Raw genomic sequence first — 17,328 nt, 5'->3', positions numbered from 1 at the left:
CCATGGAAAACGCATTAGATGTCATCACCATCGGAGAAGCGATGGCGATGTTTGTCGCGACGGAAACCGGCGATCTGGCCGCAGTAGAACACTTTATGAAACGCGTAGCCGGCGCAGAGCTGAATGTCGCCACCGGCCTGGCTCGTCTGGGGCTGAAAGTCGGCTGGGTTAGCCGCGTGGGTAAAGACAGCTTCGGCCGTTTTGTGCTTCATTCGCTGGCCAAAGAAGGGATTGATGCGCGCGGCGTCAGCGAAGACAGCCGCTATGCAACCGGCTTCCAGATGAAATCTAAAGTTGAAAATGGAACCGATCCCATTGTGGAATACTTCCGCAAAGGTTCTGCCGCCAGCCATCTGTCGCCCGAAGACTTTCGCGCCGAATACTTCGCCAGCGCTCGCCACCTGCACCTTAGCGGCGTGGCCGCTGCGCTGTCGGAGAGTTCATACGCCCTGCTGGAGCAGGCGGCCACCACGATGAAGGCCCAGGGGAAGACCATCTCGTTCGATCCGAATCTGCGCCCGGTGCTGTGGAAAAGCGAAGCCGAGATGGTGGAAAAACTTAATCAGCTGGCGTTTCAGGCCGACTGGGTTCTGCCGGGTATCAAAGAGGGCATGATCCTCACCGGCCAACGGACCCCGGAGGGGATTGCCGATTTCTATCTCACGCGCGGCGTTCAGGCCGTGATCATTAAAACCGGCTGCGACGGCGCCTGGTACAAAACCGCCGCGGGCGAACAGGGCGCAGTCGCAGCCATCAAAGTCGATAACGTCGTGGATACCGTGGGCGCCGGCGATGGTTTTGCCGTCGGCGTGATTAGCGCTCTGCTCGAGGGCAGAACGCTGCAGCAGGCGATACGGCGCGGCAATAAAATTGGTTCGCTGGCCATTCAGGTCCAGGGCGACAGCGAAGGATTACCCACACGCGAGGCGCTGGGCGAATAGCCTGGACCCGCGTCATAATAACGGCCTCCTCTGTACCCTACATACGGCGGCGGCGTCATGAACCTCAACTTTAGAGGCAAGCCTATGAACAGCTCTACCAATGCAACGAAACGCTGGTGGTACATCATGCCTATCGTGTTTATCACGTATAGCCTGGCGTATCTCGACCGCGCAAACTTTAGCTTTGCTTCGGCAGCGGGCATTACGGAAGATTTAGGCATTACCAAAGGCATCTCGTCGCTCCTTGGCGCCCTTTTCTTCCTCGGCTATTTCTTCTTCCAGATCCCGGGGGCGATTTATGCTGAACGCCGTAGTGTACGTAAGTTGATTTTCATCTGCCTGATCCTGTGGGGCGCCTGCGCCTCGCTGACCGGGATGGTGCACAATATCCCCGCGCTGGCGGCGATCCGTTTTATTCTCGGCGTCGTTGAAGCGGCCGTTATGCCAGCAATGCTGATTTACATCAGTAACTGGTTTACCAAATCAGAACGTTCACGCGCCAACACCTTCTTAATCCTCGGTAACCCGGTCACGGTACTGTGGATGTCGGTGGTCTCCGGCTACCTGATTCAGTCCTTCGGCTGGCGTGAAATGTTTATTATTGAAGGCGTGCCGGCCGTCCTCTGGGCTTTCTGCTGGTGGGTGCTGGTCAAAGATAAACCGTCGCAGGTGAACTGGCTGTCGGAAAACGAAAAAGCCGCGCTGCAGGCGCAGCTGGAGAGCGAGCAGCAGGGTATTAAAGCCGTGCGTAACTACGGCGAAGCCTTCCGCTCACGCAACGTCATTCTGCTGTGCATGCAATATTTTGCCTGGAGCATCGGCGTGTACGGTTTTGTTCTGTGGCTGCCGTCCATTATCCGCAGCGGCGGCGTCAATATGGGGATGGTGGAAGTCGGCTGGCTCTCTTCGGTGCCTTATCTGGCCGCGACTATTGCGATGATCGTCGTCTCCTGGGCTTCCGATAAAATGCAGAACCGTAAACTGTTCGTCTGGCCGCTGCTGCTGATTGGCGGACTGGCTTTTATTGGCTCCTGGGCCGTCGGCGCTAACCATTTCTGGGCCTCTTATACCCTGCTGGTGATTGCCGGAGCGGCAATGTATGCCCCTTACGGCCCGTTCTTCGCCATTATTCCGGAAATGCTGCCGCGTAACGTCGCCGGCGGCGCAATGGCGCTCATCAACAGCATGGGGGCATTAGGGTCATTCTTTGGTTCGTGGTTCGTGGGCTACCTGAACGGCACCACCGGCAGCCCTTCAGCCTCATACATTTTCATGGGAGTGGCGCTTTTCGCCTCGGTATGGCTTACTTTAATTGTTAAGCCTGCTAACAATCAAAAGCTCCCCATCGGCGCTCGTCACGCCTGACTTTTACAACTTACGGAGATCCGCATGAAGCCGTCCGTTATTCTCTATAAAACGCTTCCCGACGACCTGCAGCAACGTCTGGAAAAACACTTTACCGTCACTCAGGTGAAAAACCTGAGCCCTGACACCGTCCAGCAGCACGCGGAAGCCTTTGCCCAGGCGGAAGGTCTGCTGGGGTCGAGCGAAAAAGTTGATGCCGCGTTACTGGAGAAAATGCCCAGGCTTCGTGCGACCTCCACGATTTCCGTCGGCTATGACAACTTCGATGTAGAGGCGCTGAATGCACGCAAAGTGCTGCTGATGCATACGCCGACCGTGCTGACTGAAACCGTAGCCGATACGGTGATGGCGCTGGTGCTCAGCACATCCCGTCGGGTGGTGGAGGTCGCCAACCGGGTGAAAGCCGGGGAGTGGACGAAAAGCATCGGCCCGGACTGGTTCGGCAGCGATGTGCACCATAAAACGCTGGGGATCGTGGGCATGGGCCGTATCGGGATGGCCCTGGCGCAGCGCGCGCACGCCGGTTTTGGCATGTCGATTCTGTATAACGCCCGCAGCCGTCACCCGCAGGCGGAAGAGCGCTTTAACGCGCGTTACTGCGATCTGGATACGCTGCTGCAGGAAGCCGACTTTGTCTGTCTGATCCTGCCGCTGACCGCCGAGACTCATCACCTGTTCAACGCGGAAAAATTCGCGAAAATGAAGCCCTCCGCCATCTTTATTAATGCGGGCCGCGGCCCGGTTGTCGACGAAAAGGCGCTGATCTCGGCCTTGCAAAAGGGCCAAATCCACGCGGCCGGTCTGGACGTTTTCGAGCAGGAGCCACTGGCGAAAGAGTCGCCGCTGCTCACGCTACCGAACGTCGTCGCGCTGCCGCATATCGGTTCGGCCACTCATGAGACCCGCTACAATATGGCGGCGTGTGCGGTCGATAATTTGATTGATGCGCTGAATGGTCAGGTCGAGAAGAACTGCGTCAATCCGCAGGTGAAGTGAAGGTAAGCTGAAGTCACCCGGGTCGAGGTCAATACCTGACCCGGGTTGACGAACCGGTTAACGCGTTGCGTTAACTGCCGCCGTCCACGCCTGGTTGAAAGCCTGATGCTGGGCAGCCAGCGGGCCAATCAGAGCGTTATACTGGCTGGCCTGCTGCGAGGTCGGGAACTGAATCCCGTTTGCCACGAAGCTCACCTGAGTATTTTGCTGAGCGATAAAATCACCCACCTGCACCAGCTGCTGAGTAAAGACCTGCGCGGCTGGAATCAGCGGCTGCAGCGCGTTTGCCGGTGCGGTCACGACTTTATTGTAAACCTGGTCAAAGACCGGTTTCAGATCGTCACTCTGCTTCAGCGCGCTATGTGCGCCATCGGCCTGCATTTTCGCATTTTCCAGCTGCTGGCTCAGCACGCCCAGCGCGCCGTTTGCCTGGCGCAGCGGTTCACGCTGAGTCATATAATCCTGCGGAACGCGAATCGCATTCACGCTGTCTACGACCGGACGCAGACCCGCATCCATCGCCTGACTTACCTGCTGTGAGTAGCCGTAAATCACCGCGTAATCGGAAACAAAAGGACCGAACTGTTTTTTCTGATCGGCTGTCAGCGTCGGCAGACGTTCGCCGCTACGCATTGCCGTATTTTGCAGGAAGTCGATAAACGCTTTGCGCTGATCGCCTTCTTTATCAAAACACCCACTCAGGCTAACCACCATTAATAAGGCCGCAATAGCCGCAAACCAGCGAGAGCAGGACTTTCCTGTCGCCATTTTTTTACTCCTTTCAGCCAAAAAAAGCGCACACAGACACACACGTGCCAGACGCTGACAAGGATAGTCCAGGTCGGCCTTGCAGGATACTCTTTCCTGACAATCTTACGCAGGAAAAGTACCGTTCGCGGCGTTTGACGGGTGAACGCGGGCGTCTGTTAAGCCCATCACAATTAACGCCATAACTCGCCCGCGAAAAATGACCAGCAACAAATTGATTTCATTATAAATAAAATCATTATTGCGGACCTAACCCGTGAAAGCGAACGATAATCGCACGCTTCCTGGGCCGACTGCGTTGCCTGAAGCCAGGTTCAGTGATTTGATAAATGAGCGATTAACGGCGATACGTTCGATTATCGCACACATCACATTAACGACAGCGAGGGAGGCGATAATCGCCCGGCTCCGTCCCCCGCTCTGGCTGCCAGGAATGCTGTATGCATAAAACAACCATCGATATTCAGGCTTTTATCAACGAACATCCGTTTACGAAGTACCAGTGGATGATTCTGGCCCTGTGTTTTATCACCGTCGCGATGGACGGGTTTGATACCGCCATCATCGGTTTTATTGCCTCCGACCTCGTGCAGGAATGGGGCGTGGAAAAATCCGCATTAGGCCCGGTGATGAGCGCTGCGCTCGTCGGTCTGGCGGTGGGCGCGCTGACCGCAGGCCCCTTGGCCGACCGCATTGGCCGAAAAAAAGTGCTGCTTATGTCGATTGTGGTTTTCGGTAGCTTTAGTCTGTTAACTGCCTTCGCCACCAGCCTGAATCAACTGACGCTGTTGCGCTTTCTGACCGGCCTCGGGCTGGGTGCCGCCATGCCAAACGCGGCAACGCTGATGAGCGAGTATGCGCCGGAACGCCGTCGCGCGTTGCTGGTCAATCTGATGTTCGTCGGGTTCCCGATGGGATCTTCGCTGGGTGGATTCCTCTCGGCCTGGATGATTCCGCATTACGGCTGGCAAAGCGTGCTGATACTGGGCGGCGTGATGCCTCTGCTGCTTGCCGTCGCGCTGGTGTTCTTACTGCCGGAATCGGCGCGCTATCTGGTGGTCAAGCGCCAGCCATCGCAGCGCATTGCCGCCATTCTGCGCCGTATTGCCCCGCTGCCTGACCAGGTTGAATTCGAGCTGCGCGAAGCCGGCCAGGTGAAAGACAAATCGGCCCTTGCGGTTATTTTCTCCCCCCGTTATCTCGTCGGTACCCTGATGCTGTGCATGACCTACTTTTTGGGGCTGCTGATTTTCTATTTATTGACCAGCTGGCTTCCGCTGCTGATTCGCGAAACCGGCGCGTCAATGAGCCAGGCTTCGATTATCACCGCGCTGTTCCCGCTGGGCGGCGGCATCGGGGTGCTGATCCTCGGCGCCCTGATGGACAAGATTAACCCCAATAAAGTGGTCGCCGTAGGCTGGCTGCTGACCGGCGTTTTCGTCTTTCTGGTCGGCTTCTCAACCAACAGTCTGGTGCTAATGGGCGTGATGGTCTTTATTGCCGGCAGCATTATGAACGGCGCGCAATCATCAATGCCGGCCCTGGCCGCCGGATTTTATCCCACCCAGGGCCGGGCGACCGGCGTCGCCTGGATGCTGGGCATCGGCCGGTTTGGCGGGATCCTTGGTGCCTTCAGCGGCGCCTTCCTGATGCAGGCGCAGCTCTCCTTCGTGACCATCTTTACCTTGCTGTCGATTCCGGCGTTTTTATCCGCCATCGCGCTGCTGGTGAAATATAAGACCAGCAAGAGCCAGCCGATATCTGCGCAGGCGAAAGCCGACAATATGCAAAAAGCCTGACCCTCAGGCCAGCGGGCAACCGCTGGCCTGGCAGATTTCTTCTCTGTTTACAAAAATTTTCTCTTGCGACACGTCTGATGATTAATCATCACCTTATCTGCCGTTTTCATCCCCGAATACCCGTTCAGACGATAGGCTGTCTGCACATAATCACCCCCGTGACTATTTTTTGCGTTTTTTCTGACTATTCTTAATAGGCTTCACTAAATATCTCTTTTGCTGTGTGACAGAAGGAGTTCTCAATGGAATATAAAGATCCCGTGTTTGAACTGCTTAGCAGCCTGGAACAAATTGTTTTTAAAGATATTTCGCAAACGATCGCCCAGCCTCGTAAGCAGACCGCATGTAGCGAGTTTGAACAGCTTCGCAAAGGCACTGGCCTGAAAATTGATGATTTTGCCAATGCCATGGGCGTCAGCGTGGCGATGGTACAAGAGTGGGAGTCAAGACGGGTGAAGCCCTCACCCACGGAACTCAAATTAATGCGCCTGATTCAGGCAAACCCGCAGCTTTCAAGGCAGCTTATTGACTAAAGTTCTATAATAAGAATCAGGTCTGGTTACGGTCCTTATATCGGGACCGTTTTTATTTCTGTGAAAAAAGGTTTGCTATCGCACCGCAAAAATGAGTTAATGCTCGCAGGTTTGATGTACAGACCACAGAGCATTAGTATAGAGTAGTCCTTGAGCGGTTATCATAGATACCCCGGTAGTGAACTTTCCCTTTATAGCTTCAAATCTGTAGTCCAGACCGTATCGCCGAAAGGTTCATTTATTATTTAAAGGTATTTCGCTATGTCCGGTAAAATGACTGGTATCGTAAAATGGTTCAACGCTGACAAAGGCTTCGGCTTCATCACTCCTGATGACGGTTCTAAAGATGTATTCGTACACTTCTCCGCTATCATGAACGATGGCTACAAATCTCTGGATGAAGGTCAGAAAGTTTCCTTCACCATCGAAAGCGGCGCTAAAGGCCCGGCAGCTGGTAACGTAACCAGCCTGTAAGCTTAAATTAAGCTCAGAATTTAAGATCCCTGCCTCGCGGCGGGGATTTTTTTTATCTGCTAATAAAAAACCGCCGCTCATCAGAGGGCGGTTTTTTGTCTTTAAAGCGCTGAGAAATGCCAGCCATCCTCCTGCCACGCCAGAGAGTGGGTCAGCCGCAGGCCGCGCAAAAAATCCTCATCATGAGAGACGACAATCATCGCGCCAGGAAAGGTGGCTAAAGCCGACTCAATAGCCCGAACGGAAGCCAAATCAAGATGGTTTGTCGGCTCATCCAGCAGCAGAAGCTGCGCCGCTTCACGCCGCCACAGCACGCAGGCCAGCGCGGCTTTGAGCCGTTCGCCGCCGCTTAAAGCCGACAGCGGCAGATTAATTTTATCCGCGCCCAGCTGCAGCCGGGCAAGGCGGCTGCGTAATACACCCGCCTCCAGCGGTGTGTCATCAAGATTAAGGTGCGCCATTACCGACAGCGACAGGTCCAGCTGCGTGAGATGCTGATCCAGCCAGGCCGCCTGCACCGACACCCGGCACTCGCCGGATAGCGGTGATTCCAGACCGACCAACGTTTTCAGCAGCGTGGTTTTCCCGCAGCCGTTGGGGCCACGTAACGCCACGCGCAGCGGCCCGTCAAGACGCCAGTCGAGTGGCGGCATGGCAGAGAATGCCAGCTGCAAAGCTTCCAGGACCAACACCTGTTTGCCAGCGGCAACCTGGCTTCCCGGCAGAGTGAACATCACCGCGGCGTCCTCCTCCACCCGCTCACGAGCCTGAACAACCGCGGCATTCAGCGCGCTATTTTGCTCCCGGTGCTGGCGATGCAGTGTGCCAGGCCGCTCCTTCGCCGCCCCTTTATATTTTACCCGTTCAAAAGAGGCGATATTCAGCGTATCCACCACGCGCAGCGTCTGAGCAGAACGCCTCTGGCTGGCATCGTGTTCTTTTTGCATCCGCGCGCGCGTGCGACGACGCTCGGTGGCGGCATGGTCTAGCGCCGCGCGCGCCGCCTGCTGCTCCGCATCGCGCTGCAGTTGATAATCGGCATAGTTACCGCCGTAGCTTCGCAACGCACCGGGCGTCAGTTCGAGTATGCGCGACATGCGGGCCAACAGCGCGCGATCGTGACTGGCTATCAACGCCCCGCCAGGCCAGCATTCAAGCTGGTAATACAGCCAGTCGCGCCCCTGCCTGTCCAGGTGATTGGTTGGCTCATCCAGCAGCAGGTAATCGGCCGCGGAGAGAAAGGCGCCGCACAGCAGAGCTTTCACCCGCTCCCCGCCGCTCAATGATGATGCGGGTCGGTCAGGATCGAAATCCGCTAAACCGGCCTGGCGGAAACCTGCACTCAGGCGATCCGGGAGATTCCAGAAACCTTCGAGGCAATCGACATCGTCAGCCAGGGCCTCACCGCGCCCGAGGCGCTGCAAGGCAGCAAAGTGTGGTCCGTAGCCCAGCAGTGCGGCTAACGTGGTCTGCGGGGTTATCGTGTGCTGCTGAGCAACACAGGCCAGAGAAACGGGCCGTTCAATATGTCCGCCAGAAGGCGTATCGATACCGGCCAGCAGGCGCAGAAGGCGGGTTTTCCCGACGCCATTACGCCCGACCAGGCCACAGAGGGAATTTTCCAGCGAGACATTCAACGGGCCAAAAAGCGTTTCTCCCGTCGCAAACTGACAGGTGACCTGATGCAAAATAAAAGAGGGGGATTGGGCACAATGGGCCATAAGCACTCCTGAATGAAATTCATACTTCCCCTACAGACGCAGTGCGCCAGCAAGGACCGAATTCAGCAGGTGTGTTTATCCATTTTCAGTGTGCTCTCTGTGAGACGAGGGGTTCGTCGGGGCACAGGATAGCCATACTCGCCCCTTCATTTCAAGATGAATTTTTCAGCAAACGCGTTCGGGCTGAGCGGTTCTCCCGCAGCAGGAACGTCAAACGGCCTCGAAATAACCCCGTTTTACACGCTTACTTTTCATTCTATTTTTTTGAATGAGATGCGCAAATTGTTCCAATTTTAATCGATCGATAATCGTTCTATTATTTATCACATCAGAGCAACAACGCTCTATATCAAACAAAATCATTTAAGGAATACGACCATGAAATCCATCAAAACTTTCGTTGCAGTTTCTGCTCTTTCTCTGATGTCTTTCGGTGCTTTCGCACAGAGCGTCAGCTCCACCGCCTCCACGCTGGATCGCGCTGAAGCAAAAATTGCCGCCCAGGCCGCAGAACAAGGTGCCTCTTATAAAATTACCAGCGCCCAGTTCAATAACCGCGTGCACATGACCGCAGAACTGACCAAATAACGCAATCTGCTCTGCCGGGCCGCCGAAGGTTAACCAGACAGGCGACAACGACAGCACGATGAAAAGGAAGATAAAATGAAAAATCTCAGCGCGATCGCTGCCCTGTTTCTGGCCGCTTCATTGTCATCCGGTGCCATCGCCGCAGAGCATCGCCCCGCGCAGCCGGAAGCCGGGTCCAACATGGATACCTCAGTGCATCAGAACCGTATTAACGTCAGCCACGCTTTTGATAAAGAGAGTCTGACCGCGGGGAATTTGCAGTAAATCTGGCCGCCGAAAGGCGTCCGGGTGGGCGAGAGAGTCGCTTACCGGCATAAAAAAACCTGCCCCAGGGCAGGTTTTTTGTTATGCAAAACAGGCGATTATTGCAGCAGGGAAATATCCGCCACCTGCAGGAACAGGTCACGCAGTTTCGACAGCAGCGTCAGACGGTTGATACGGACCTCTTTGTCTTCCGCATTGACCATCACGTTTTCGAAGAACTCATCTACCGGTTCACGCAGGGAAGCCAGTTCGATCAGCGCTTCCTGATAACGGCCTTCGGCGAAGAACGGCTGCAGTTTGTCGCGCAGTACCACCAGATGGGTCGCCAGCTTGATCTCTGCGGCTTCTTTCAGCACGGAAGCGTGGACGGCGTCGTTCAGCGTCTCTTCGGATTTCGCAAGGATGTTGGACACGCGCTTGTTGGCTGCTGCCAGCGCGGCCGCTTCTTCCAGCGTACGGAAGTGAGACACCGCTTTCATGCGCGCGTCGAAATCAGCCGGACGAGTCGGACGACGTGCCAGTACCGCCTGGATGGTGTCGACCGTGTAGCCTTCATCCTGGTACCAGGCGCGGAAACGACCCAGCATGAAGTCAATGACGTCATCGACTACGTTGGCGTTCGTCAGCTTATCACCGTACAGACGCGCCGCTTCTTCGGTCAGCGTTTGCAGGTCCAGGTTCAGGTTCTTCTCAACGATGATACGCAGCACGCCGAGCGCGGCACGACGCAGCGCAAACGGGTCTTTATCGCCCTTCGGATGCTGGCCGATGCCGAAGATGCCCGCGAGGGTATCCATTTTATCGGCGATCGCCACGGCGCAGGCGACAGGGTTAGACGGCAGGTCATCACCGGCAAAGCGCGGCTGATACTGCTCGTTCAGCGCCACCGCCACATCTTCGGCTTCACCATCGTGACGCGCGTAGTGCATGCCCATGATGCCCTGGGTGTCGGTAAACTCGAACACCATGTTGGTCATCAGGTCACACTTGGAGAGCAGGCCCGCACGCGTGGCGTGGTTCACGTCTGCGCCAATTTGGCCCGCAATCCAGCCCGCCAGGGCCTGAATGCGGTCAGTCTTGTCGCGCAGCGTACCCAGCTGCTGTTGGAACAGCACGGTTTGCAGACGCGGCAGATGATCTTCCAGACGCTTTTTACGGTCGGTGTTGAAGAAGAACTCGGCATCCGCCAGACGCGGACGAACCACTTTTTCGTTCCCGGAGATAATCTGCAGCGGATCTTTCGACTCGATGTTGGTGACGAAAATAAAGTTCGGCAGCAGTTTGCCGTCATTGCCATAAACCGGGAAGTACTTCTGGTCGCCTTTCATGGTGTAAACCAGCGCTTCTGCCGGTACCGCGAGGAATTTCTCTTCGAATTTCGCGGTCAGCACCACCGGCCATTCCACCAGAGAGGCCACTTCTTCCAGCAGGCTTTCGCTCAGATCGGCGTTGCCGCCAATTTTGCGCGCCGCTTCTTCGGCATCGGCCTTAATTTTGGCTTTACGCTGCTCGTAGTCAGCAATGACTTTGCCGCGCTCAACCAGAATTTGCGGGTATTGATCGGCATTGTCGATGGTGAATTCCGGTTCGCCCATAAAGCGATGGCCGCGAATCACGCGATCGGAGGCAATGCCCAGAATGGTTGCCGGAACGACTTTGTCGCCCAGCAGCAGGGTCACGGTGTGAACCGGACGCACGAACTGCACGTCGGACGCGCCCCAGCGCATCAGTTTCGGGATCGGCAGTTTTGCCAGCGACGTCGCCACCATGTTCGGCAGCAGCGCTTCCGCGCTTTCGCCCTTCACATGCGCACGATACAGCAGCCATTCACCTTTGTCGGTGACCATGCGCTCGGCCTGGTCAACGGTGATACCGCAGCCACGCGCCCAGCCTTCGGCCGCTTTGCTCGGTTTGCCTTCCGCGTCGAACGCAGCAGAAACCGCCGGGCCGCGTTTTTCGACTTCGCGATCGGGCTGAGCCGCCGCCAGGCCAGCGACTTTCAGCGCCAGACGGCGAGGAGCAGCGAACCACTCGACGTTGCCGTGAGCGAGGCCAGCGTTATCCAGCTCCGCGGTAAAGTTCGCAGCAAAAGATTCCGCCAGGCTGCGCAGGGCTTTTGGTGGCAGCTCTTCGGTGCCGATTTCCACCAGGAAAGTTTTTTCAGACATGGCCGCCTCTTATTTATTCTTGTTGCACATCGGGAAGCCCAGGGCTTCACGGGAAGCGTAATACGCTTCTGCCACGGCTTTGGTCAGAGTGCGAATGCGCAGAATATAGCGCTGACGCTCGGTGACGGAGATGGCTTTACGCGCGTCCAGCAGGTTGAAGCTGTGGGCGGCTTTCAGAATGCGCTCGTAGGCAGGCAGCGGCAGCGGGTTTTCCAGCGCCAGCAGCTGCTGCGCTTCTTTCTCATACTGCTCGAAGCAGGAGAACAGGAAGTCGACGTCTGCGTATTCAAAGTTGTAGGTGGACTGCTCCACTTCGTTCTGATGGAACACGTCGCCGTAGGTGGTTTTACCCAGCGGACCGTCGCTCCAGACCAGGTCGTAAACGCTGTCAACGCCCTGAATGTACATCGCCAGACGTTCCAGACCGTAGGTGATCTCGCCGGTCACCGGCTTACACTCCAGGCCACCGACCTGCTGGAAGTAGGTGAACTGCGTCACTTCCATCCCGTTCAGCCACACTTCCCAGCCGAGACCCCAGGCACCCAGCGTCGGGTTTTCCCAGTTATCTTCCACGAAGCGGATGTCGTGAATGGTCGGATCCATACCCAGCTCTTTCAAAGACCCGAGGTACAGCTCCTGAATGTTGTCCGGCGAGGGCTTAATGACCACCTGGAACTGATAGTAGTGCTGTAAGCGGTTCGGGTTTTCGCCGTAGCGGCCGTCGGTCGGGCGACGGGAAGGCTGCACATAGGCAGTCGCCATCGGCTCTGGCCCCAGCGCACGCAGACAGGTCATTGGATGAGAGGTGCCGGCGCCAACTTCCATGTCCAGTGGTTGAACAATGGTGCAGCCCTGACGAGCCCAGTAATCCTGTAAGGTCAGGATCAGGCCCTGGAAGGTCCTGGTATCAAACTTTTGCATATTATTTCGTGCTGGATACGTGTGGATTTAAAGGAAGGGATCAGTATACCCGCTGGCTGCGAGATATACAGTACGAAACGGCGCTGTTTAAATAAAATTGCGGAAATTAACGCCATCACGCGGCATCAGGGGCCGATTTAGCGCATAGAAAGATGTAAAAACTGCCCGTCTGGATCGAAAGAACAGATAAAGTGCTCATTCTGCGATGTCAGCCCCGATAGCTCGTAGCTCCCCTGGAACTGCTCGAAGCGGCTAACGTCGACCATGCGGGGCCCCGTGCTGTAGCGTTTTGCCGCCTGATCCTTGCAAAGTTGCTCCATGTTCAGGGTAATTTGCGGCGTAATCCGCGCACGTTGCGCTTTCTGCACCGGCTGAGGCGGCTGTTGGCTGCAGCCCGCCAGCAGGAGCAATAACAGTCCAGAAAAGAAATATTTCATCACTATTTTCCTCAACCGCCTTGTTAGCAAATTGTTATCGTGCAGGTTACGTGAAATTACCGGGGCATTGTGCGAATCTCTCCGCATCTCTACAAGAGCGTCGCGGCAAACTCGGAATTTTCCATTGCGACGTGGCCGGCCTGGAGGAGTCAGACCCTCTTTAAGAAGGAGCAACTGAGGTACCGATGCAGGAAAAAATAAACTGGATAACAAGTTTGCGCGGCATCGCATGCCTGATGGTGGTGATGATTCACAGCACAACCTGGTATATCACTCACCCTCATGCCATCAGCTTGCTGAACTGGGACATCGCCAACCTGCTTAATTCGGCTTCCCGCGTCAGCGTTCCGCTGTTTTTCATGATCTCCGGCTATCTGTTTTTCGGTGAGCGCAGCGCCCAACCGCGACATTTTCTGCGGATCGTACTGTGCGTGGTGTTTTACAGCGCCCTGTCCCTGCTCTACATCACGCTGTTCACCCATATCAACGTGGTGCTGTCGCTGAAGCATTTGCTGCAAAAACCGGTGTTCTACCATCTGTGGTTTTTCTTCGCGATTATCGTCATTTACCTGCTCTCACCGTTGCTGCAGGTTAAGCAGGTCAGCGGCAAGATGCTGCTGATTCTGATGCTGGTAATTGGTCTTCTGGCAAACCCCAACATGGTGTCGGTTAAGGCTGGCGGCATCGAATGGCTACCGCTCAATCTCTATATCAACGGCGATACGTTTTACTATGTTCTGTATGGCGTGCTGGGGCGGGCGATCGGCATGATAGATACCGATAAAAAGTGGCTCACGCTGCTGTGCGCCGCGCTTTTCGCTACCGCGGTGTGGGTCATTTCCCGCGGGACACTGCATGAGCTGAAGTGGCGCGGCGACTTCGGCGATACCTGGTACTTGTATTGCGGGCCGGCGGTTTTTGTCTGCGCGATAACCCTGCTCACGCTGGTGAAGAATACCCTTAATACACGTCCGCTTCCTGCCCTGGCGCTGATTGCGCGCCATTCGCTGGGGATCTACGGATTTCATGCCCTGATTATTCATGCGTTACGCGCCAGCGGGCTGGAGCTGACGCGCTGGCCGCTGCTGGATATCTTCTGGATTTTCGGCGCAGCGTTGGGAGGCAGCCTGCTGCTGTCGATGCTGGTACAGCGCCTGGATAGTCGACGCCTGGTCAGCTAGCGCGGCGTAAAAGTTAACCCGCCCCTTCCGGGGCGGACGTTTATGACGACATCAGAGGCAGCAGCTGCTGATAAATCTGCCGGAACGTTTCGCGGCGCGGCGCATAGCGAGCAACACGCCCGGCATCCGGTCGATGAGCCTGTTCCAGCGGCAGCTGCGGCAGCAGATCTGAAAAAGCCGCCTCTTTGTGCTGCGCCAGCTGCGCTAACCGGGCGGCCCCAAGCGCAGGTCCAACGTCGCCGCCGGTACGGTAATCCAGCTGCTGGCCGCTGATATCAGCCAGCATCTGCCGCCACCAGGCGCTGCGGGCGCCGCCGCCAATCAGAGTGATGCTCTGCGGGGTCACGCCGCAGGCATGCACCACATCCATCCCATCGGCTAATGCGTAACCCACCCCTTCCAGTACCGCACGCGCCAGTTCTGCCGGGCCGTGCTGATGCGTCAGGCCAAAAAACACGCCTTTAGCATGAGGGTTGTTATGCGGCGTGCGCTCGCCGGAAAGATAGGGCAAAAACCAGATGGGATCGGCATTTTCACTCGCCGATTCCGCCGCCGCCAGCAGCGCAGGCACCGTACCGAGACCGGTCAGTTTTGCCGCCCAGTCGAGGCAGGAAGCGGCGCTCAACATCACCGACATCAAATGCCAGCGTCCCGGCAGGGCGTGGCAAAAGCTGTGTACGGCGCTTTCAGGTTTGCTGAGAAAACCATTGCTGACGGCAAAATAGACCCCGGAGGTTCCCAGGGACAACATCGCCTGTCCGGCATCCGCCATGCCGACGCCTACCGCACCGGCAGCATTATCGCCGCCGCCAGCGACCACCAGCGCCTGTGGCATATTCCACGCCTGGGCGATAGCGGGGCGCAGTGTTCCCGTCACTTCACAGCCTTCAAATAACGCCGGCATATTATCGCGGCTCAGGCCGCAGGCGGCGAGCAGCTCATCGCTCCAGTCGCGTTTGGCCACATCCAGCCACATCGTCCCGGCGGCGTCCGACATATCGCTGGCAAACTCACCGGTCATGCGCAGGCGGAGATAATCTTTCGGCAACAGCACCTTATCCACCTGGCGGAAGATATCGGGTTCATGGTGCTGCACCCAAAGTAATTTTGGCGCCGTAAACCCCGGCATCATCAGGTTACCGGCAATTTGCCGCGAGCGGCTTACCGCTTTTTCCAGCTGGACACACTCGTCGCCGCTGCGGCCGTCATTCCACAAAATAGCCGGGCGCAGCACCCGCTGATGTTTATCCAGCAGCGTTGCGCCGTGCATCTGCCCGGCGATCCCTACCGCTTTTACATCGCGCAGAGCGTGCTGTTCACCCAACGCTTTCATTGCGCGGTCCGTCGCCTGCCACCAGTGCTCCGGGTCTTGCTCGGACCATAGCGGGTGTGGGCGCGATACGGTGAGGGGCGCAGTGTGCGAAGCCAGCACCTCACCTTGCTCATTGAGCAAAATGGCCTTGACGCCCGAGGTGCCCAAATCAATCCCGATGTACATACGGTCTCTCCTTAACAGTGCGCCACGGCTAACCGTGGCGCAAGAAAGCGTGCTCTCACTCATACCCGGCAACGCCGGGTATCCTTATTACTTATCAAAGAGATAATGGTTAACCAGGTTTTCCAGCTGCTCCTGATGGCCGCTCTGATGCTGGGGAGCCAGATTATGCTGCGCCGCGTACTGCGCAATCTCCGTTAGCGTCATCTGCCCTTTCAGGATTTGCTGACCCAGGTCGCCATTCCAGCCGGCATAGCGTTTCGCGACCCGCTTATCCAGCTCGCCCTCTTCGATCATACGGGCCGCCACTTTCAGCGACAGCGCCATCGTATCCATCGCCCCAATATGACCATAGAACAGATCGTATTTATCGGTGCTCTGACGACGAACTTTGGCATCAAAATTCAGGCCGCCGGTGGTAAAGCCACCGGCTTTAAGAATTTCATACATCACCAGGGCATTCTCTTCCACGCTGTTCGGGAACTGATCGGTATCCCAGCCCAGCTGCGGATCGCCGCGGTTGGCATCCACGGAGCCGAACAGACCCAGCGCAATAGCGGTCGCAATCTCATGGTGGAAGGAGTGTCCGGCCAGGGTCGCATGGTTCGCTTCGATATTCAGTTTGATCTCTTTTTCGAGGCCAAACTGCTTGAGGAAACCGTAGACGGTAGAGGCATCATAATCGTACTGATGTTTGGTCGGTTCCTGCGGTTTTGGCTCAATCAGCAGCGTGCCCTGGAAGCCGATTTTATGTTTGTGTTCCACCACCAGCTGCATAAAGCGACCAATTTGCTCGCGCTCCTGGCGCAGATCGGTATTGAGCAGGGTTTCGTAGCCTTCGCGGCCGCCCCACAGAACATAGTTTTCCCCGCCCAGTTTGTGTGTGGCATTCATGGCGGTCACCACCTGAGTCGCCGCCCAGCTGAAAACCTCTGGATCCGGGTTGGTTGCCGCTCCAGCGCCGTAACGCGGGTTGGTAAAGCAGTTTGCCGTCCCCCACAGCAGCTTCACGCCGCTCTGTTCTTGCTTCGCCGCCAGGACATCGACCATCCGGGCAAAATTGTCCAGATACTCCTTCAACGACGCCCCTTCCGGAGAGACATCCACATCATGGAAGCAGTAGTACGGCACATTAAGCTTATGGAAAAACTCAAAGGCGACGTCGGCTTTACGTTTCGCCATTTCCAGCGCCTCGCCCGGCTGCTGCCACGGACGATTGAAGGAGCCCACGCCAAACATATCTGCCCCGTTCCAGCAGAAGGTATGCCAGTAGCAGGCGGCAAACCGCAGATGCTCTTCCATGCGCTTGCCCAGCACCATCTCGTCCGGGTTATAGTGACGGAACGCGAGCGGGTTGGTGGTTTTTGGGCCTTCATAACGAACGCGATCGAGTTGATCGAAATAGGTTTGCATAATGAACTCCATATTCAGGGAATGCGGCGGGTAACAAGTCATAAGCCAATATAGAATTCATGTTTTACTTTCCTCAATTACGTTATTTCACACCGCGATTGAGAGAATCCACAAACGTGCGCCAGATCGCACAACTGAATATTATCAACGCCCTCTCCACCATCCTTTCAATGACATATCAACGATATAGCTGTTTTATTTATTTTTAAAAACCAGATCGCGGTCATAAATCAGAAAACAAACTAAATTTCGTAATCCCAAAAT

Annotated in this window: 16 protein-coding genes; 9 read left to right on the top strand and 7 right to left on the bottom strand. The window is 56.1% G+C overall.

Going from position 1 to position 17,328, the window contains the following annotated elements:
• The first annotated feature begins 2 nt into the window (after positions 1-2).
• From OQV00_RS01070 to ghrB, 3 genes are all read left to right on the top strand, one after another.
• Positions 3-941, top strand: coding sequence for a sugar kinase (locus OQV00_RS01070; RefSeq protein WP_004868786.1), 939 nt, complete (start codon positions 3-5; stop codon positions 939-941).
• A gap of 84 nt (positions 942-1,025) precedes the next feature.
• A complete protein-coding gene (locus tag OQV00_RS01065) occupies positions 1,026-2,306 on the top strand; it encodes an MFS transporter (RefSeq protein ID WP_004868788.1) in 1,281 nt (426 codons plus the stop codon).
• Between the two features lie 24 nt (positions 2,307-2,330).
• Positions 2,331-3,302, top strand: a complete 972-nt coding sequence (gene ghrB, locus OQV00_RS01060) for a glyoxylate/hydroxypyruvate reductase GhrB (protein ID WP_015585542.1) — start codon at positions 2,331-2,333, stop codon at positions 3,300-3,302.
• A 57-nt stretch (positions 3,303-3,359) separates the two neighbouring features.
• Here the strand turns inward: ghrB and OQV00_RS01055 are convergent, their stop codons facing one another.
• On the bottom strand, positions 3,360-4,070 hold the full coding sequence (locus OQV00_RS01055) for a DUF3053 domain-containing protein (RefSeq protein WP_104897008.1): 711 nt from the start codon (positions 4,068-4,070) through the stop codon (positions 3,360-3,362).
• Between the two features lie 440 nt (positions 4,071-4,510).
• Between OQV00_RS01055 and OQV00_RS01050 the strand changes: the two genes are divergently transcribed.
• The 3 genes from OQV00_RS01050 (at position 4,511) to cspE (ending at position 6,876) form a co-directional block, all read left to right on the top strand.
• Positions 4,511-5,869 (top strand): MFS transporter, encoded by a 1,359-nt coding sequence (locus OQV00_RS01050; protein WP_004868795.1) that lies wholly within the window; start codon positions 4,511-4,513, stop codon positions 5,867-5,869.
• Between the two features lie 242 nt (positions 5,870-6,111).
• Positions 6,112-6,402: an HTH-type transcriptional regulator gene (locus OQV00_RS01045; protein WP_004868797.1), complete on the top strand. Its 291-nt coding sequence runs from the start codon at positions 6,112-6,114 to the stop codon at positions 6,400-6,402.
• A gap of 261 nt (positions 6,403-6,663) precedes the next feature.
• On the top strand, positions 6,664-6,876 hold the full coding sequence (cspE, locus tag OQV00_RS01040; protein ID WP_004868803.1) for a transcription antiterminator/RNA stability regulator CspE: 213 nt from the start codon (positions 6,664-6,666) through the stop codon (positions 6,874-6,876).
• Between the two features lie 101 nt (positions 6,877-6,977).
• Here cspE and OQV00_RS01035 read toward each other — a convergent pair whose 3' ends face one another.
• Positions 6,978-8,597, bottom strand: coding sequence for an ABC-F family ATP-binding cassette domain-containing protein (locus OQV00_RS01035; protein WP_266279701.1), 1,620 nt, complete (start codon positions 8,595-8,597; stop codon positions 6,978-6,980).
• Between the two features lie 378 nt (positions 8,598-8,975).
• Here OQV00_RS01035 and OQV00_RS01030 point away from each other — a divergent pair, with 378 nt between their 5' ends.
• Both OQV00_RS01030 and OQV00_RS01025 read left to right on the top strand, forming a co-directional pair.
• Positions 8,976-9,185 (top strand): YdgH/BhsA/McbA-like domain containing protein, encoded by a 210-nt coding sequence (locus OQV00_RS01030; RefSeq protein ID WP_004868808.1) that lies wholly within the window; start codon positions 8,976-8,978, stop codon positions 9,183-9,185.
• 75 nt (positions 9,186-9,260) lie between these two features.
• A complete protein-coding gene (locus tag OQV00_RS01025) occupies positions 9,261-9,449 on the top strand; it encodes a hypothetical protein (RefSeq protein ID WP_004868809.1) in 189 nt (62 codons plus the stop codon).
• Positions 9,450-9,547: 98 nt separating this feature from the next.
• Here the strand turns inward: OQV00_RS01025 and glyS are convergent, their stop codons facing one another.
• The 3 genes from glyS to OQV00_RS01010 all read right to left on the bottom strand — a co-directional run bounded on the left by glyS (position 9,548) and on the right by OQV00_RS01010 (position 12,975).
• Positions 9,548-11,617 (bottom strand): glycine--tRNA ligase subunit beta, encoded by a 2,070-nt coding sequence (gene glyS, locus OQV00_RS01020; protein ID WP_004868810.1) that lies wholly within the window; start codon positions 11,615-11,617, stop codon positions 9,548-9,550.
• Between the two features lie 9 nt (positions 11,618-11,626).
• On the bottom strand, positions 11,627-12,538 hold the full coding sequence (glyQ, locus tag OQV00_RS01015) for a glycine--tRNA ligase subunit alpha (RefSeq protein ID WP_004126458.1): 912 nt from the start codon (positions 12,536-12,538) through the stop codon (positions 11,627-11,629).
• 137 nt (positions 12,539-12,675) lie between these two features.
• Complete coding sequence (locus OQV00_RS01010; RefSeq protein WP_004868812.1) at positions 12,676-12,975, bottom strand: YsaB family lipoprotein; 300 nt, start codon at positions 12,973-12,975, stop codon at positions 12,676-12,678.
• A 185-nt stretch (positions 12,976-13,160) separates the two neighbouring features.
• Between OQV00_RS01010 and OQV00_RS01005 the strand changes: the two genes are divergently transcribed.
• Positions 13,161-14,156 carry an acyltransferase gene (locus OQV00_RS01005; protein ID WP_015585539.1) on the top strand — a complete coding sequence of 332 codons (996 nt, stop codon included), beginning with the start codon at positions 13,161-13,163 and terminating at the stop codon, positions 14,154-14,156.
• Between the two features lie 40 nt (positions 14,157-14,196).
• Here OQV00_RS01005 and xylB read toward each other — a convergent pair whose 3' ends face one another.
• Positions 14,197-15,654 (bottom strand): xylulokinase, encoded by a 1,458-nt coding sequence (xylB, locus tag OQV00_RS01000; protein WP_004868816.1) that lies wholly within the window; start codon positions 15,652-15,654, stop codon positions 14,197-14,199.
• A gap of 87 nt (positions 15,655-15,741) precedes the next feature.
• Positions 15,742-17,064: a xylose isomerase gene (xylA, locus tag OQV00_RS00995; protein WP_004868817.1), complete on the bottom strand. Its 1,323-nt coding sequence runs from the start codon at positions 17,062-17,064 to the stop codon at positions 15,742-15,744.
• Positions 17,065-17,328 lie beyond the last annotated feature (264 nt).

The sequence above is a fragment of the Klebsiella sp. DY2415 genome, from assembly GCF_026314315.1.
Classification (GTDB): Bacteria; Pseudomonadota; Gammaproteobacteria; order Enterobacterales; family Enterobacteriaceae; genus Klebsiella; species Klebsiella ornithinolytica.
Note: the sequence above shows the minus strand (reverse complement) of the source record. Positions and strands in the feature narration are given on the sequence as shown.

Excerpts from the sequence above, each read along its gene's own strand:
- OQV00_RS01050 (WP_004868795.1), top strand. The coding sequence starts at position 4,511 with ATGCATAAAACAACCATCGATATTCAGGCTTTTATCAACGAACATCCG.
- OQV00_RS01030 (WP_004868808.1), top strand. The coding sequence starts at position 8,976 with ATGAAATCCATCAAAACTTTCGTTGCAGTTTCTGCTCTTTCTCTGATG.
- OQV00_RS01005 (WP_015585539.1), top strand. The coding sequence starts at position 13,161 with ATGCAGGAAAAAATAAACTGGATAACAAGTTTGCGCGGCATCGCATGC.
- glyQ (WP_004126458.1), bottom strand. The coding sequence starts at position 12,538 with ATGCAAAAGTTTGATACCAGGACCTTCCAGGGCCTGATCCTGACCTTA.
- OQV00_RS01055 (WP_104897008.1), bottom strand. The coding sequence starts at position 4,070 with ATGGCGACAGGAAAGTCCTGCTCTCGCTGGTTTGCGGCTATTGCGGCC.
- OQV00_RS01065 (WP_004868788.1), top strand. The coding sequence starts at position 1,026 with ATGAACAGCTCTACCAATGCAACGAAACGCTGGTGGTACATCATGCCT.
- OQV00_RS01010 (WP_004868812.1), bottom strand. The coding sequence starts at position 12,975 with ATGAAATATTTCTTTTCTGGACTGTTATTGCTCCTGCTGGCGGGCTGC.
- xylA (WP_004868817.1), bottom strand. The coding sequence starts at position 17,064 with ATGCAAACCTATTTCGATCAACTCGATCGCGTTCGTTATGAAGGCCCA.
- OQV00_RS01035 (WP_266279701.1), bottom strand. The coding sequence starts at position 8,597 with ATGGCCCATTGTGCCCAATCCCCCTCTTTTATTTTGCATCAGGTCACC.
- OQV00_RS01070 (WP_004868786.1), top strand. The coding sequence starts at position 3 with ATGGAAAACGCATTAGATGTCATCACCATCGGAGAAGCGATGGCGATG.
- ghrB (WP_015585542.1), top strand. The coding sequence starts at position 2,331 with ATGAAGCCGTCCGTTATTCTCTATAAAACGCTTCCCGACGACCTGCAG.
- cspE (WP_004868803.1), top strand. The coding sequence starts at position 6,664 with ATGTCCGGTAAAATGACTGGTATCGTAAAATGGTTCAACGCTGACAAA.
- OQV00_RS01025 (WP_004868809.1), top strand. The coding sequence starts at position 9,261 with ATGAAAAATCTCAGCGCGATCGCTGCCCTGTTTCTGGCCGCTTCATTG.
- OQV00_RS01045 (WP_004868797.1), top strand. The coding sequence starts at position 6,112 with ATGGAATATAAAGATCCCGTGTTTGAACTGCTTAGCAGCCTGGAACAA.
- glyS (WP_004868810.1), bottom strand. The coding sequence starts at position 11,617 with ATGTCTGAAAAAACTTTCCTGGTGGAAATCGGCACCGAAGAGCTGCCA.
- xylB (WP_004868816.1), bottom strand. The coding sequence starts at position 15,654 with ATGTACATCGGGATTGATTTGGGCACCTCGGGCGTCAAGGCCATTTTG.